Source organism: Idiomarina seosinensis (assembly GCF_003987275.1).
Taxonomy (GTDB): Bacteria; Pseudomonadota; Gammaproteobacteria; order Enterobacterales; family Alteromonadaceae; genus Idiomarina; species Idiomarina seosinensis.
Genome location: NZ_PIQF01000003.1, coordinates 194,429 through 208,770, shown reverse-complemented (window position 1 = coordinate 208,770; position 14,342 = coordinate 194,429). Strand labels below are relative to the sequence as shown.

The following is a 14,342-nucleotide window of genomic DNA, read 5'->3' as shown; positions in this document are numbered from 1 at the left end:
TAAAAATTAACAACAAAACAGGGTATTAGCGCATGTCAGACTTTAAAGAATATAAAGTAATTCACGTAGCAGAAGGCGGTTGTGGAACGCTGTTACTGGGCTCCAGTGGCTTACCTTTAAAGCGTATTGAGTCGGTATTAAACGAAGAAGCCGCTAACGGTTGGCAAATGGTGTTTCAGGTACTGGAACAAAAGCGCTTTTGGCTCTTCTGGACTCGTGAAGCAGCGATTCTCACACTAGGTCGCAAGTAAGTACCATGAACAACCCTCTGTTAACGGCCATCCGCTGGTATCAGAAGCGCGGTGGCTCGCGTCACTTTTTTAACACCGAATGTAACTATACTCCCAGTTGCTCGGAGTATACCTATCAGGCTATTTCAAACTTTGGTACATGGGATGGTCTAAAATTAGGTTTTAAACGAATCCGGCGCTGCAGCAATCCCGATTGCTCGCATAAGATCCATGATCCAGTGCCCAAAGTAGGACCTCCTCATGTCAATTGAACAACTACGCGATCAAGAAGAAGCATTACGCACTGAGATTAGACAGCTGTCTGCCGAGCAGCGCAGCCAATATCACCGACTGGAGCGCCAGCGACTGAAAGACCCGGACACCTACGCCGTATTGAACTACTTTTTTATTGCCGGGCTGCACCACTTTTATTTAGGCAACAAACCACGCGGCATACTCAATTTAGCCGTGATGCTGTTTGGTTTTCTCATGCTGCCCGTGTTTGCACCGCTCGGCATTATTCTGTTAGTCGGCATTTTTGTAGTCGAGTTGCCACAGCTGTTTAAGTCACAGCAGATCGTATATGCGCACAACATTGAAAAGATGCGGAAGATTTTAGCTGAGGTGCGGTCGGAGGGGTGAAAGCTTGCGCTGGGGTCTGGGTTCTTTATGCAGCAATGATATTTTGGCTTGGAATCGAGGGGGTTAAACCTGACAGCGGACGCTAGGCTAAACGCTACGCTCGTAGATTACTATTTTATCGTTACTGGCTTTTAAAAGTATTACCTCTGTTCGCCAGAACAGTCGTGCGTGTGGGTCATGTTTTTACTGTTTCATCAACAACCTCAGGTTGCTCCGACCATGCTAATCGTTAGCTATTTCTTGGCTAGATAATTTTGATCCTCTTAGAATAACGCAGCGTATTTACGGCGTTTCATTCAACGTCATTAGTTAAAGCCAGAGCGCCAGTCCGTTACTAGCGGAAATATAATGTTACTTGGCGCGATAAGCCTTCCCGACTATGAAGCAACTAAATATTGAATACTATTAAGATTGAATTTGTGCTGCCGATAAACTAGGTAGGACTACTTCCCAGAGGTTCAGATGCTTTTTAAGAAACAAAAACAACGCCGTCAGCTAGCCGATGCAATGGCTAGCAGTGTTTTTGCTGTCGTCAATATTGATGACAATAATTTGATTACATTTTTTAATGATTCCGCAGAGAGTTTGTGGGGCTATTCAGCTAATGAAGTACTTGGTAAAAATGTCGCTATATTGATGCATGAAGATGTCGCGGCAGGACATGACGGTTATGTTGACCGACATCGAAAGACCGATCAGGATCGCATCGTCAACTCAACACGGGAAGTCCCGATAAAAAAGAAAGACGGTAGCACCATCTATGCGGAGCTCTCATTAAGCAAGGTGATTATTGACGGCAAAAAGCACTATACCGCGTTTGCTCGCGATGTCAGTAAGGATCGCCAGAACCGGGCAATTTTAAATCAGGCGTTTGAACAAACGTTAGACGCTGTGGTTATTATTGATGAGCAAAATAACGTTATCACCTTTAACAAAGCTGCTGAGAACTTATGGGGCTACCCCCGTGAAAAAGTTCTCGGCAACAATGTCAAGATGCTGGTGCCGCGTAGCGAGCAGGGTAGTCACGACGGTTACGTAAACAGAAACCGAAGAACCGGAGAAAACCGGTTAGTAGGACGCCCCGTCGAGATTGAGGTACACAGAGCTGATGGTTCCACCGTATGGACATCAGTCACTATTTCTAAAGTTGACTTAGGCGAAGATAAGTTATTTTACGTCGCGTTTTTCCGAGACATCGATGAAGAAGTCAAGCGCCGAAAAGAAGTCGAAATGCTATCACTTGTAGCCAACGAGACCGACAATGCGGTTGTGATTACCGATAACCGGGGAGCAATAGAGTACGTAAACCGAGGGTTTACTAAAATGACTGGCTATGAAATGGATGAAGTAAAAGGTAGAAAGCCGGGTGACTTTTTGCAAGGAAGAAATACCGACCCCAATACCGTCAGTCGTTTATCTCAAGCTATCGCCGCAAACGAGGTTATCTATGAAGAAATTCTTAACTACGACAAACACGGAAATGCTTATTGGATAAGTCTGTCAATCAGTCCTGTATTTGAGGGTGGTCAAATAAGCCGTTATATTTCAATACAGACTGATATCACAGAAAATAAACTTGCTCGCGATGAGTACTACGCCAAGACCGATGCAATGGCATCAGCTCTGGTCACTATAGAGTTCTCATCAGAAGGACAGCCCACAGAAATTAATGAACTGTTTAAACAATCTTGTTCCGGTGATGCCGAAGGGGCTGCTAAGAACCTCTGGGCCTGTCTTACTGACGAAGTGATAAAGCTGAGTATCGAAAACGGCCTGGCCGAACAAAAAGTCCAATTCAGCGAAGTCGGCGGAGTGAAACGGTCAATTGATGGACGCCTATGCCGTATCAACGATAGAGATGGCAATATTTCTAAGCTGGTATTTTTCGGCGTTGATATTACTGAACGACAACGCGCTCAGGAAAAGACTAAAGAAACCTCAACTCAACTGGTGGACTCAACCCAGCGCATTACAAAGTTTGTGACCACTATCAATGGCCTATCAGACCAAACGAATCTATTAGCGCTGAATGCCGCCATTGAGGCCGCTAGGGCTGGCGACGCAGGCAGAGGGTTTAGCGTTGTTGCAGACGAAGTCAGAGCGCTCGCGAACAGCTCATCACAAGCAGCATCTGAAATTAATAACGTCATTCAGGAAAGCGATAGGTTAATTGATGAGCTTGTCAGTGCATTGTCGAAACTTGATTAGCCTTAAGACATTTAAACCGACAGATTTATAAGGTCTTTCGGTTTTATCTTGTTAGCTCTTTAAGCCATATAACCCAAGTCCTTCAAGCTCGGATATATTGATTTTCCAGTAGCCTGCCGGGCCAACTGGAAATACTTGGGTTATATATCCTTTATGCACATAGTAAGCAAAAAACCATACCTAATGTCCGTTCCTCACTCGCGGCTGACTGTTTAATTACGGCACTTCAGCATTGTCCAAATAGGCTACTTAAACTCCTTATCCAATACGCCTTTTCGTTTAAGTTCACGAATGAGTTTTTCTAGTCTGTAGGCTACGTATAATCCGACAAAAAATGCCATCCAACCGATTATTTCCATTTCAGCCTCCTTAAAAGCTTCGAGTTTAGGTTTTGGCAAACTAAAGTGAGTAAGTATTTAGCTTACCACCTCTAGTCATTTTAGGAGCCAATTCGTCAATATTCAGGTTTTCCAGCTCACCTTCTTCAAATCACCGTTTTTTGCCCGCAATTCTCTTACCCGATTCGCGACTGGCGACAGGATTAATAACCTCTCCGAAAACTCCAAATTTGCAATGGCTAATGTCCCGAGCAACATCAGCCATGCTGATTTTTTTAACATTAGAATGACTTTTTATTAATTCACTATCTTGGTGTCGAGACTTCCCGACACTATTTATGGTAAAAAGAGCAGCTAAATCATAAAAGAAACAAGGAACATAAATGCTTAACAAAATTGCTAACGTTTTTTTGGTGTTGACCTCAATTGCGCTTCTCTATAAAGGAGCAACCATCGCTTATCACACCTCTGGCCTCGTTCGCGGTGGTGAATTTCAGATGCTGATAACTCTAAGCAATCAATTTGCGTACTTTATGGTATGGGGGGCGTCGTTAGCTTTCTTTCTTATTTCAAAAAACATGTCAAAAGCAGAAGCTGAGTAACAGTTATTCAGCTGTTTGCATGCTACCGCAGTTTCGTCTAGCCAGGAGCGGTCCCTAAGGTCCGTTCCTGGATAACTACAAAACAGACTCTAAGTAAACACTGTCAACTTCGAACTCTTCCAGTATCCTAAACTCCGATGGTCATCAATGACCTGGTGATATATAAAATATTTGTCTGTGATCCACGCACAATAACTTGTAAGTATCACGCTTATGCTCTAAGAACTGTTTATACACCAACACATGCTGGAGAAGTTGAAATGAAAAAGTGTAGCGCTTTACTGTTGGCTTTGTGCGTAAATGGACTAACCCTTCAAACCGCATTAGCGCAGGACGAAAAAACAGCGATGGTGCCTTTACCTTCGCTCAATGATTTCTCCAAAGGCGAGGATGGCTGGAGCTTCGGGCTCGGCTTAGGTGTTGAGTATGAAACCGCCTACGAGGGCTCAGACGAATTTGGACTGGAAGTTCAGCCTGCCGGCGCCGTGCAATGGCGTAGCGGTGATAATATCTTTTATTTTGCCGGCGAAGCGCTCGGTTGGCGAGGTCTTCGCGCTGAGAATTGGCTGTTAGAGGCCACCATTGGCTTCGATGAAGGCCGCGAAGAAAGCGACTCGGACGATGGCCGGTTGGATGGGCTCGGCAATCAGGACGAAGGCGCTGAACTCGTATTTCAAGCGCGTCGCGCGCTCGATGCCGATTGGCGCTATTGGTTAGTGAGTCGTATCGTAACGGGTGATGACGGAAACTTAGGTCTATTTGGTGTAGGCCGCCGTTTTGGTGACCAATTTGACGGCACCGGCTCTGAAGTTAACTTAGTGGCAACCTTTCACGACAGCGAATACGCCAACACAGGTTTTGGCATAGACGGCGGTCAGGCAGCGGCATCCGGTTTACCGGCAACTTCAATGAGTGGCGGATTACGCTCGATTGGCATTGATTATAATTATCGCCATTACGTTAATGACAATTGGCAGATTTATGGCGAAGCGCTGTACGAATACTACAGTAGCGAAGTTCGGAATAGCCCAATCGCTCGTAGCAACTATGAAACCGAAGTGGGTATTGGTTTTATTTACATCTTCTAAAGCGATTTAGCTGCATAAAAAAGCCCACACAAGTGGGCTTTTTTTTATGTGATTTTTGTCACCAACAACTATCGGTATTCGTCAATACTCGGGCATGAGCACATCAGATTACGGTCACCGAATACGTCGTCGATGCGATTTACCGTTGGCCAGAATTTATCGTAGCCGACGGCTTCAACCGGATAAGTTGCGGTATGACGATCGTAGGGACGATCCCACTCGGCGTCGGTAATATCCGCTAATGTATGTGGTGCATTCACTAGTGGGTTATTATCCTTCGGCCATTCTCCTGCCGCGACTTTTTCCGCTTCTTGCTTAATGCAGATCATCGCTTCGATAAAGCGATCCAGCTCGGCTTTAGACTCGGACTCCGTTGGTTCAACCATGATCGTACCCGCAACCGGGAAGCTCATGGTCGGTGAGTGGAAGCCATAATCCTGCAACCGTTTAGCAACGTCGATTTCGGCAATACCGGCCGCTTCTTTTAACGGACGCAAGTCAATAATACATTCGTGTGCGACACGGTTATTGCGGCCGCGGTACAATATCTTGAACTGCTTGCTCAGTTGCTCAGCTACATAGTTCGCGTTCAGGATTGCGGTTTCTGACGCTTCGCGCAGACCGCGTCCGCCCATCATGGCGATGTACATCCACGAAATTGGCAGGATACTGGCACTACCAAACTGGGCACCGGAGACCGCGCCATTGCCGGTTTTAGTGGTATCCAGATTGATCACACTGTGGTTTGGCAAAAAGTCTTTTAAGTGGTCTTTTACACCGATAGGTCCCATGCCCGGACCACCGCCACCGTGCGGAATACAGAACGTTTTGTGCAGGTTTAAGTGCGATACGTCTGAGCCAATGTAACCCGGCGAAGTCACGCCGACCTGCGCGTTCATATTCGCGCCGTCCATATAAACCTGACCGCCGTATTGGTGCACCAGGTCACAAATGTCACGGATACCTTCTTCGTAAACACCGTGTGTCGACGGGTAGGTCACCATAATGCACGACAGATTATCGCCCGCTTCTTCAGCCTTGGCTTTTAAGTCGTCCATATCGACGTTGCCCTGCTTATCGCAGTCTACGACAACCACTTTCATATTCATCATCTGCGCCGACGCCGGGTTGGTGCCGTGTGCAGAGCTTGGAATTAAGCAGATATCACGATGCGCGTCGCCGCGGCTTTCGTGGTACTTCTGAATCGCCAGCAGTCCTGCGTATTCGCCCTGCGCACCTGAGTTCGGCTGCATCGACAACGCATCGTAACCGGTAATATCAATCAGCCAGTCCGACAGCGTTGATACCAGTTCCGCATAACCTTGCGCCTGTTCTACTGGACAGAACGGGTGCAACTGAGCAAATTCAGGCCAGGTCACCGGGATCATTTCGGCGGTGGCGTTTAGTTTCATGGTGCATGAGCCTAACGAAATCATCGAATGGTTCAATGCCAAATCTTTGTTTTCCAGCTTTTTAATGTAACGCAGCATTTCGGTTTCGGAATGAAACTCATTGAATACCGGGTGCGTTAAGTACTCAGACTCACGCACTAATGCCGCTGGAATCGACTCCACATCACCACTGGCGACACGGCTGTCCAGAACATCAACGTCCAGGCCGTGGTCTTCGCCAAACAAGGCAACAAATAGCGCTTCGACATCATCGCGTGTTTTTGCTTCGTCCAGGCTTACCCCGAATACGCCTTCACCGTCGTTACGCAGGTTAATGCCCGCAGCTTTTGTGCGTGCCAGCACGTCGGTGGCGTTTTCGGTCATGCTAAAGGTCAGGGTATCGAACCAATGGCCGTTTTCAATTTTTACGCCTTTGTCCTGCAGACCCAGCGCCACAATGTCGGTTAACCGGTGAATACGGTTGGCGATGCGGCGCAGTCCCTGCGGACCATGATAGACCGCGTAAAACGAAGCCATGTTGGCTAACAATACCTGGGCGGTACAGATGTTGGAGTTGGCTTTCTCGCGACGGATATGCTGTTCGCGGGTTTGCATTGCCATACGCAGCGCAGGACGGCCGCGGCTGTCCTTAGAAACACCAATAATACGACCCGGCAACGAGCGCTTAAACTTGTCACGAGTGGCGAAAAATGCCGCGTGTGGACCACCATAGCCCATGGGTACACCAAATCGCTGGGCGTTACCAAACACCATGTCAGCGCCCATCTCGCCCGGAGCTTTCAGCATCAACAGGCTCATCAGGTCGGAGGCGACAGCAACAATAGCTTTTTTGTCCTGTAACTCACCGATCAGTTGCTCGATGTTATGCAATTCACCGGTTTTATCCGGATACTGCAACAACGCACCAAACACGTCGTGATCGGACGCTTCGCGTGCCGGACCAACGATAATGTCAAAACCAAAGTATTCCGCACGGGTTTTCACCACGTCGATGGTTTGTGGGTAAACGTTGTCAGCAATATAGAACGCATTGGCTTTCTTATTTTTTGAAACGCGCTTTGCCATCGCCATTGCTTCTGCAGCAGCAGTCGCCTCATCCAATAATGACGCACTAGCCAGATCAAGGCCGGTCAAATCCATCGTCATTTGCTGGAAGTTCAACAGCGCTTCTAGACGGCCCTGGGCAATTTCCGGCTGATAAGGCGTGTAAGCCGTGTACCAACCCGGGTTTTCCAGTACGTTGCGCAAAATCACGTTAGGGGTCACTGTGTCGTAGTAACCCATACCGATATACGAGGTAAAGATTTGATTCTTCTTGGCAATCGCTTTTATCTCTGCCAACGCCTCGCGCTCGGTTTTAGGTTCACCGACCTGCAGGAACGGGTCACGTAGTATCGAGCCCGGCACGGTATCCTTGGTTAAAGCTTCCAGCGAATCGGCACCCAGCACTTCGAGCATCGCTTTTTGCTCTTCTGCGCTAGGACCAATGTGGCGGCCAATAAATTCGTCGTGATATTCTAATTGCGTCAAAGTAGTACTGGTCATTTACCTCGGCCTCGTACAAAAAAAGAGAGAGTTTTCTAAAACGAAAAACAACAAACCCCGGCTAAAGTTCCGGGGTTCGCGACGTTCCATGTCTGCTATTAGTTCATGCTTAGATGCGGTTAGTCTTCATCAAGCGTTGCTTCATACGCGTCGGCGTCCAACAAGTTCTGCAGCTCGCTGCTGTCTTCTGCCTTTATTTTGAATAGCCATCCGTCGCCAAACGGGTCGTTGTTAACGGTTTCTGGAGAGTCTTCCAGCTCTTCGTTAACGGCAACCACTTCGCCACTGATCGGTGCGTAGATATCCGAAGCGGCTTTTACTGATTCTGCAACCGCGATGTCATCACCGGTTTCGACTTTGTCGCCAACATCCGGCAATTCAACAAAGACCATATCGCCTAGCAGGTCTTGCGCATGTTCAGTAATACCGATGGTGAAGGTGCCATCGCCCTCATCGCGAACCCACTCGTGGGTGGATGCATATTTCAGATCCGCTGGAATATTGCTCATAATAGGTCCCTGTAGTTCAAATCGACTAGTCTAATAAATAGGTTTATAAAACGGATTGGCCGTTTCGCACGAAGCCCGGCTTAACCACTTTGACCGGCACTTGCTTCTTACGCATTTCAACCTCGGCTGTATCACCTACCGTTGCGGGTACGCGTGCCATGGCGACAGAAAAACCAAGTGTAGGCGAGAATGTACCAGAAGTAATGATACCTTCGCCACCCTCAATGGTCACTTTTTGACCGTGGCGTAACACACCTTTGGCTTCCATCACCAGTCCAACCAGCTTATGGTGGCCCTGCTGCTTTAGAGTTTCTAACGCCTTGCGCCCGATAAAATCACGGTCGGCCGGTTCAAACGCGACGCTCCAGCCCATATTGGCTTCTAACGGCGTGATTTTTTCGTCCATATCCTGACCATACAGGTTCATGCCGGCTTCTAAGCGCAGTGTATCACGAGCGCCCAGACCACATGGAGCGACTTTGGCTTTTAGTAATTGGTCCCACAAGCTTTCCAGCTGGTCGGCCGGCACCACAATTTCGTAGCCCTTCTCGCCGGTGTAGCCCGTGGTCGCGATAAAGAAATCGCCCACTTGTTTACCGACAAACGGTTTCATACCGTCGATTTCAGCGTATTGATCAGCGCTTATTACTTGCTGGATTTTTTCTGCAGCATTAGGGCCTTGCAGCGCCAGCATGCCCATGTCGTCACGCTCGTTGGTGGTAACGTCAAAATCTGCGGCGTTTTTCTCGATCCAGGCCAGATCCCGATCACGAGTGGCTGAGTTAACCACCATACGGTAGGAGGTGTCGGAGAAGTGATAAACGATCAAGTCGTCAATAACACCGCCGTTTTCATTTAACATGCTGGTGTATTGAGCTTTACCTTCGGTTTTTAATTTAGCCACGTCGTTGGCTAAAAGGTAGCGCAGAAAAGCTTGTGCCTGAGGTCCGTCAACGTCCACGATGGTCATGTGTGACACATCGAAAACTCCACAATCACGGCGTACCGCGTGGTGTTCTTCGATTTGCGAACCGTAATTTAACGGCATGTCCCAGCCATGAAAATCGACCATCTTTGCACCCGCTTTTACGTGTGCATCGTACAGTGGCGTTTTGCTGCCCATAACGCGTTCCTTAATTACCGTCGGTTGATGGCCGCAAATTATAGGCGTGATCGGCTTAATTTTAAAATCAATAATGCTTATAATGGTATTAACTTTTCTAATAGTGACTTAGCACTTTATAAGGCGCACCAATGAAACACTTATCCCTTGAAGCCTTGCGCAGTTTTACCGCGGTCATCGAGCTGGGCAGTATGACTGCCGCCGGCGAGCGAATGGGTCGTTCGCAACCGGCAATTAGCCTGCAGCTAAAGAAGTTAGAGCAGCAAGTGGGGGTGGAATTACTGACCCGCCACGGTTCAGGCTTCGCCCTAACCGCTGAAGGTGGTGTGCTATTTGACTATGCTCAGCGTCTATTGGCACTGAATGACCAGGCCTGGGCACAGTTTGAGCCACAGCAAGTTAGTGGCAAGGTGCGCTTGGGTATTACCAGTGAATTTGCTTCAAGCCTATTACCCAAGGTGCTTGGCCAGTTTGCTCAGGTTTATCCGCAGGTCACTCTGCAAGTTACCTCTGCGTTAAGTAAAGACTTACTTGCTGGTCTGGGGCAGCAATTTGATGTGATTCTGGCTTTGCGCGAACAAACCAATAAAAGCGATGTGCTGATACAACGCGAAGAGTTGGTTTGGGTAGGGTCTTCGGCGCTCATGGAGCAACCCAGTTTACCGCTGGTGGTGGCACCCGAGGGCTGTATCTATCGACGGCGCGCGGAGCAGTCATTGCAGCGCATTCATCACCCTTACCGAATTACCTATACCAATACCGATTTTTCGGGCTTAACGGCGGCCCTGCATAGCGGTCTGGGGATTACCGTGTTGGCCCGAAGCACAGTGCCCGAGACCATTTCGATTATTGACACCTTAGCCGATGGCAGACGCCTGCCACAACCGGGGAGTGTTAATGTGATTATGCGCTTAGCCGGCGGCGCATCCAGTGCCGCCGCGCAACTTGCCGATTATCTGCAGGCACGCATTTAACCCAGGGCTATTTCCGCCAGCTTGCGTTTTAACGGAGTAAACCGGTTGGGGATTGCAAAAGCCACTGCGCGCAGTCCTTTAAGCAGAGGATTAGCGGTGCCAAAACCGCGTTTAAACAATTCCATGGCCGCAATCATGACCTGGGTTTCGGCTTTGCGGCTGCGCTGGTAAGCCGATAGTTTACGCTGTAGCTCGTCCAGTGCTTTTAAATGACCGGAGCCCAATGCCTCGGCTAAAGTTTTAACATCGCCAAAGCCGAGGTTAGCACCCTGCCCGGCTAACGGATGAATGGTATGAGCGGCATCGCCGACCAATACCAGCCGCTGTTGCTGCCATTGCCGGGCATACTGCATACGCAGCGGAAAGGCTTTTACCGCTGACTCGCAGCGGCACTCGCCCAATACCCGGCCGGATTCTGATTCTACCCACTTAGCCAATCGCGCCGGCGACTCCGCCAATAATTGTTCAGCGAATGCCTGGTCAGCCGACCAGACAATCGATACCGTATTGGCTTCAGGTGTTGGTAATAACGCCAGTGGACCTGTCGGTAAAAATACCTGGCGGGCAATGCCCTGGTGTGGCTTCTCGGTGCGAATATTAGCCACAATTCCTTGTTGTTGGTAATCCCAAAAAGTGAGCGGTAACTCCGCCCAGTGCCGCACTTTAGAGCGGCCGCCGTCGGCACCTACCAGCACATCCGCGGTTACTAACTGCTGTTCCAGCTGAACTTCAGCCGAATGAGATTCATTGCCGGCAGTTAGCAATTGCCACTGCGGGGCCTGCTGAATTTTTACACCCAGCTGTTCTGCCCGTTGCCATAAAAAATGCTCAACCACATTATTTTCAACAATCGCGCCCAGATCTTCGGCATCAACTTCGGCTGCACTAAATTCAATATGCGCTGAGCTGTCCTTATCCCACACCTGCATGCTGTTGTAAGGGCCGCTACGGTGATTCTTTATCCGCTGCCAGACACCGCACTGCTTTAATACCTGCCGACTGCGGTCGTTCAACGCACTAACCCGCAACGCCAGCTCATCGGTTAACTGTGGCTGCACGTGTTGCTCCAGCACCATGACCTTTCGGTCCTGCTGTGCCAGTAGAATACTTAAACTGAGGCCAATCATGCCACCGCCGACAATTAATACGTCGACGTGCTCTCGGTGCAATTTACTCATTGATCTGCCCTCCCGCTTTCATGCCCATCGTTAACCGCGCAAACTCAGATTTAACCGGGGCCAGGTGTTGCAAGCCCAGCAAGGCCAGGTTACGTGGCAGTACCATGGGTAAGTAGCGATTCGAAAAGCCACGCACTAATAAGTCGGTTAAGTTAATAATCGACTGATAATCCTTAGCGCGTTGTTGCTGATAGGCCGACAGAACCGGAAATGTCCCCGGATCAGAGCTGTCCTGCAACAACTCCGTTAATGTTTCGACATCGCGCAGACCCAGGTTAAAACCTTGTCCGGCAATCGGGTGCAGTGCATGCGAAGCATTACCGATGATCACACAGCGATGATGGATATTACGTTTTGCTCGTCTTAGCTGGAGCGGGTAAAACACTCGTTCGGATACCGAGCGCATCGCGCCGGCCCGATAACCAAAGGCTTTTTGGCAGGCTTCCAGAAAATAATCGTCGTGCCAATTTTTAGCGTCCTGCGCCTGCTCTGTATTAAAGGTCCAGACCAGTGACGCCTGATTGTTCGGCATTGGCAGCAAGGCTATCGGGCCATCCTCGGTAAACCGTTCATACGCCCAGCCGGCCAGCGAGCGATCCAGGGTAACCGTGGCAATGCAGCCAATCTGACCATAATCTTCGATATCGCTCGGCAGCCCCAGCGTTTCGCGCACAAACGAGTTTTGCCCATCAGCGCCGACTAACAGTTCCGCCTTTATTTGGCGGGATTCTGAGGTTGTTACCTGAACATAATCCTGCTGTTGTTCAATCTCGTGTACCCGGCTGCCGCTCAACCATTCAATATTACTGAGCTGCTGACATTGTTGATACAACGTCTGCACCAACGCGGCTGCCGGAACCACGACGCCCAAAGCATCCACTCGTTGGGTTGTCGCATGCAGTTCGGTTGCGCCAATATAGCCACGATCGCTGATATGAATGTGTTCGATCGGGGTCTGTTGCTGAGTGTCCGTTAATACGCCCAGTGCAGTTAGCCGTTTAGCCGAAGCTGCCGCTAACGCAATAATCCGTTTGTCATCCGGCGGGCCCTCAGCGCGCGGCTCTACCACCACGATCGGCCAGTCAGGATGTTGTTTAGCGAGCATCAGTGCTGTTAAAGCACCCACCAGCCCGCCACCGGCGATTACGACTTTTGCATCCACGCTTCTATCTCTTCGACCGTTCTCGGGACCGACTCGGTCATGTTTTCAAAACCGTTCTCGGTAATAATCAGGTCATCTTCTATGCGAATTCCAATCCCGCGCCAGCGCTCATCGGCGCCCGATTCGCGAGAAATATAAATACCAGGCTCCACGGTAATCACCATGCCCGGCTCCAGTTTTATCGACTCGTTATTGGCGTCTTTATAACGCCCTACGTCATGCACATCCAGGCCAAGCCAGTGACCCAGCCCGTGAATAAAGAATTTTTTCCAGCGCTGCTGTTCAAAGTTCTCGTCCGCATCACCGGTTAAAATTTCAAGTTTTGTCAGCCCATCGTTAATTACGCGCGCTGCCGCTTTGGTTGCAGTCACTAGGTCAGAGCCGGGCTTTATTTCTTTAAAAGCCGCCTGCTGAGCTTCTAACACCAGTTCATATAATAGCTTTTGTTCGTCGGTAAACTTACCATTAACCGGGAAGGTACGAGTTATATCGGCGGCATAGCCCTGGTATTCGGCACCGGCATCTACCAGCACCAGCTCTCCGTCGTGTAATTGATCGCGGTTATCGGTGTAGTGCAGTACGCAAGCATTGGCACCACCGCCACAAATCATGCCATAGGCGGGGTACAGTGCCCCATTCATGGCAAATTCGTGATGCAGCTCGGCACCTAATTGATATTCGTAGGCACCAGGCTCAACGAATTTCATGATACGACGAAAGGCACCGCAACTAATTTTTGCCGCTTCGCGCATCACACTCAGTTCGTGCTCTGACTTAATTTGACGCATGCGATCGAGCTGTGGGCGCAGATCATCAATCCGATGCGGGACCTTGTTGCCACGCTTTTCGGTTTCCCGCAAATACGCCATGGCATGATGGACCTGATGCTCCAGCTCTTCGGTCTCACCTAAAATCAAATACACACTTTCAGCGCCATTGAGCATTTCTGGCAAGCGTTCATCCAGCTGTTCAATATCATGGGCCTGGTCAATACCCAGGGCATTGGGTGCATTGTGATACCCCAGCCGTAAACCATGCCAGACTTCGGCGTCAGGATCTTTGTCCTGACAAAACAGAGTGCTGCCGCTGTGTTCACTCAAAGTACTTAACAACAGAACCGCATCGGGCTCGTTAAAACCGGTTAGATAATGAAAATAGCTATTTTGCCGAAACGGATACTCGGTGTCGTTGCTGCGCGTCAATTCTTCACTGGCTGCAACTAACGCAACCACGTTAGCAGGCAGCTGCTTAAGTACTCGCTGTCGGCGTTGTAAAAATTCATCCTGCGGTATAACGGGCTTCATGGGCTTGGTTCCCCTGTTGCTAAAGCA

At 49.2% G+C, this 14,342-nt stretch carries 13 protein-coding genes; 7 read left to right on the top strand and 6 right to left on the bottom strand.

The features are described from left to right. Window positions 1–32: 32 nt before the first annotated feature. The 6 genes from CWI81_RS10105 to CWI81_RS10080 all read left to right on the top strand — a co-directional run bounded on the left by CWI81_RS10105 (window position 33) and on the right by CWI81_RS10080 (window position 5,108). A complete protein-coding gene (locus CWI81_RS10105; RefSeq protein WP_126785199.1) occupies window positions 33–251 on the top strand; it encodes a DUF4177 domain-containing protein in 219 nt (72 codons plus the stop codon). Window positions 252–256: 5 nt separating this feature from the next. Beyond that, window positions 257–502, top strand: a complete 246-nt coding sequence (gene yidD / locus CWI81_RS10100; protein ID WP_126785198.1) for a membrane protein insertion efficiency factor YidD — start codon at window positions 257–259, stop codon at window positions 500–502. Then, window positions 492–872, top strand: a complete 381-nt coding sequence (locus CWI81_RS10095) for a TM2 domain-containing protein (protein WP_126785197.1) — start codon at window positions 492–494, stop codon at window positions 870–872. The genes yidD and CWI81_RS10095 overlap by 11 nt, the downstream gene beginning before the upstream one ends. Window positions 873–1,334: 462 nt before the next feature. Next, a complete protein-coding gene (locus CWI81_RS12895) occupies window positions 1,335–3,080 on the top strand; it encodes a PAS domain S-box protein (RefSeq protein WP_126785196.1) in 1,746 nt (581 codons plus the stop codon). 721 nt (window positions 3,081–3,801) lie between these two features. After that, entirely contained in the window at window positions 3,802–4,020 is a 219-nt protein-coding gene (locus tag CWI81_RS10085) for a hypothetical protein (protein WP_126785195.1), read from the top strand. A 260-nt stretch (window positions 4,021–4,280) separates the two neighbouring features. Then, window positions 4,281–5,108 carry a MipA/OmpV family protein gene (locus tag CWI81_RS10080; RefSeq protein WP_126785194.1) on the top strand — a complete coding sequence of 276 codons (828 nt, stop codon included), beginning with the start codon at window positions 4,281–4,283 and terminating at the stop codon, window positions 5,106–5,108. Between the two features lie 68 nt (window positions 5,109–5,176). Here CWI81_RS10080 and gcvP read toward each other — a convergent pair whose 3' ends face one another. The 3 genes from gcvP to gcvT form a co-directional block, all read right to left on the bottom strand. After that, window positions 5,177–8,065, bottom strand: a complete 2,889-nt coding sequence (gcvP, locus tag CWI81_RS10075; protein WP_126785193.1) for an aminomethyl-transferring glycine dehydrogenase — start codon at window positions 8,063–8,065, stop codon at window positions 5,177–5,179. Window positions 8,066–8,184: 119 nt separating this feature from the next. Continuing rightward, window positions 8,185–8,574 (bottom strand): glycine cleavage system protein GcvH, encoded by a 390-nt coding sequence (gene gcvH / locus CWI81_RS10070; RefSeq protein ID WP_126785192.1) that lies wholly within the window; start codon window positions 8,572–8,574, stop codon window positions 8,185–8,187. Window positions 8,575–8,617: 43 nt separating this feature from the next. Beyond that, a complete protein-coding gene (gene gcvT / locus CWI81_RS10065; RefSeq protein WP_126785191.1) occupies window positions 8,618–9,697 on the bottom strand; it encodes a glycine cleavage system aminomethyltransferase GcvT in 1,080 nt (359 codons plus the stop codon). Window positions 9,698–9,828: 131 nt separating this feature from the next. Between gcvT and CWI81_RS10060 the strand changes: the two genes are divergently transcribed. Beyond that, complete coding sequence (locus CWI81_RS10060; RefSeq protein WP_126785190.1) at window positions 9,829–10,671, top strand: LysR family transcriptional regulator; 843 nt, start codon at window positions 9,829–9,831, stop codon at window positions 10,669–10,671. On the opposite strand, the gene CWI81_RS10055 is transcribed toward CWI81_RS10060, so the two are convergent. From CWI81_RS10055 to pepP, 3 genes are read right to left on the bottom strand one after another with little or no spacing between them, the layout of a single operon-like run. Then, the gene (locus CWI81_RS10055; RefSeq protein ID WP_126785189.1) at window positions 10,668–11,849 is read right to left on the bottom strand and encodes an FAD-dependent monooxygenase; all 1,182 of its coding nucleotides are present in this window, start codon (window positions 11,847–11,849) and stop codon (window positions 10,668–10,670) included. The two genes, CWI81_RS10060 and CWI81_RS10055, sit on opposite strands and share 4 nt — an antisense overlap. Continuing rightward, complete coding sequence (gene ubiH / locus CWI81_RS10050) at window positions 11,842–13,011, bottom strand: 2-octaprenyl-6-methoxyphenyl hydroxylase (RefSeq protein ID WP_126785188.1); 1,170 nt, start codon at window positions 13,009–13,011, stop codon at window positions 11,842–11,844. The genes CWI81_RS10055 and ubiH overlap by 8 nt, the downstream gene beginning before the upstream one ends. Continuing rightward, the gene (gene pepP, locus CWI81_RS10045; RefSeq protein ID WP_126785187.1) at window positions 12,993–14,315 is read right to left on the bottom strand and encodes a Xaa-Pro aminopeptidase; all 1,323 of its coding nucleotides are present in this window, start codon (window positions 14,313–14,315) and stop codon (window positions 12,993–12,995) included. Before pepP ends, ubiH begins: the two co-directional genes overlap by 19 nt. Window positions 14,316–14,342 lie beyond the last annotated feature (27 nt).

Coding starts and splice junctions, on each gene's coding strand:
- CWI81_RS10105 (WP_126785199.1), top strand. CDS start 33: ATGTCAGACTTTAAAGAATATAAAGTAATTCACGTAGCAGAAGGCGGT.
- yidD (WP_126785198.1), top strand. CDS start 257: ATGAACAACCCTCTGTTAACGGCCATCCGCTGGTATCAGAAGCGCGGT.
- CWI81_RS10095 (WP_126785197.1), top strand. CDS start 492: ATGTCAATTGAACAACTACGCGATCAAGAAGAAGCATTACGCACTGAG.
- CWI81_RS12895 (WP_126785196.1), top strand. CDS start 1,335: ATGCTTTTTAAGAAACAAAAACAACGCCGTCAGCTAGCCGATGCAATG.
- CWI81_RS10085 (WP_126785195.1), top strand. CDS start 3,802: ATGCTTAACAAAATTGCTAACGTTTTTTTGGTGTTGACCTCAATTGCG.
- CWI81_RS10080 (WP_126785194.1), top strand. CDS start 4,281: ATGAAAAAGTGTAGCGCTTTACTGTTGGCTTTGTGCGTAAATGGACTA.
- gcvP (WP_126785193.1), bottom strand. CDS start 8,065: ATGACCAGTACTACTTTGACGCAATTAGAATATCACGACGAATTTATT.
- gcvH (WP_126785192.1), bottom strand. CDS start 8,574: ATGAGCAATATTCCAGCGGATCTGAAATATGCATCCACCCACGAGTGG.
- gcvT (WP_126785191.1), bottom strand. CDS start 9,697: ATGGGCAGCAAAACGCCACTGTACGATGCACACGTAAAAGCGGGTGCA.
- CWI81_RS10060 (WP_126785190.1), top strand. CDS start 9,829: ATGAAACACTTATCCCTTGAAGCCTTGCGCAGTTTTACCGCGGTCATC.
- CWI81_RS10055 (WP_126785189.1), bottom strand. CDS start 11,849: ATGAGTAAATTGCACCGAGAGCACGTCGACGTATTAATTGTCGGCGGT.
- pepP (WP_126785187.1), bottom strand. CDS start 14,315: ATGAAGCCCGTTATACCGCAGGATGAATTTTTACAACGCCGACAGCGA.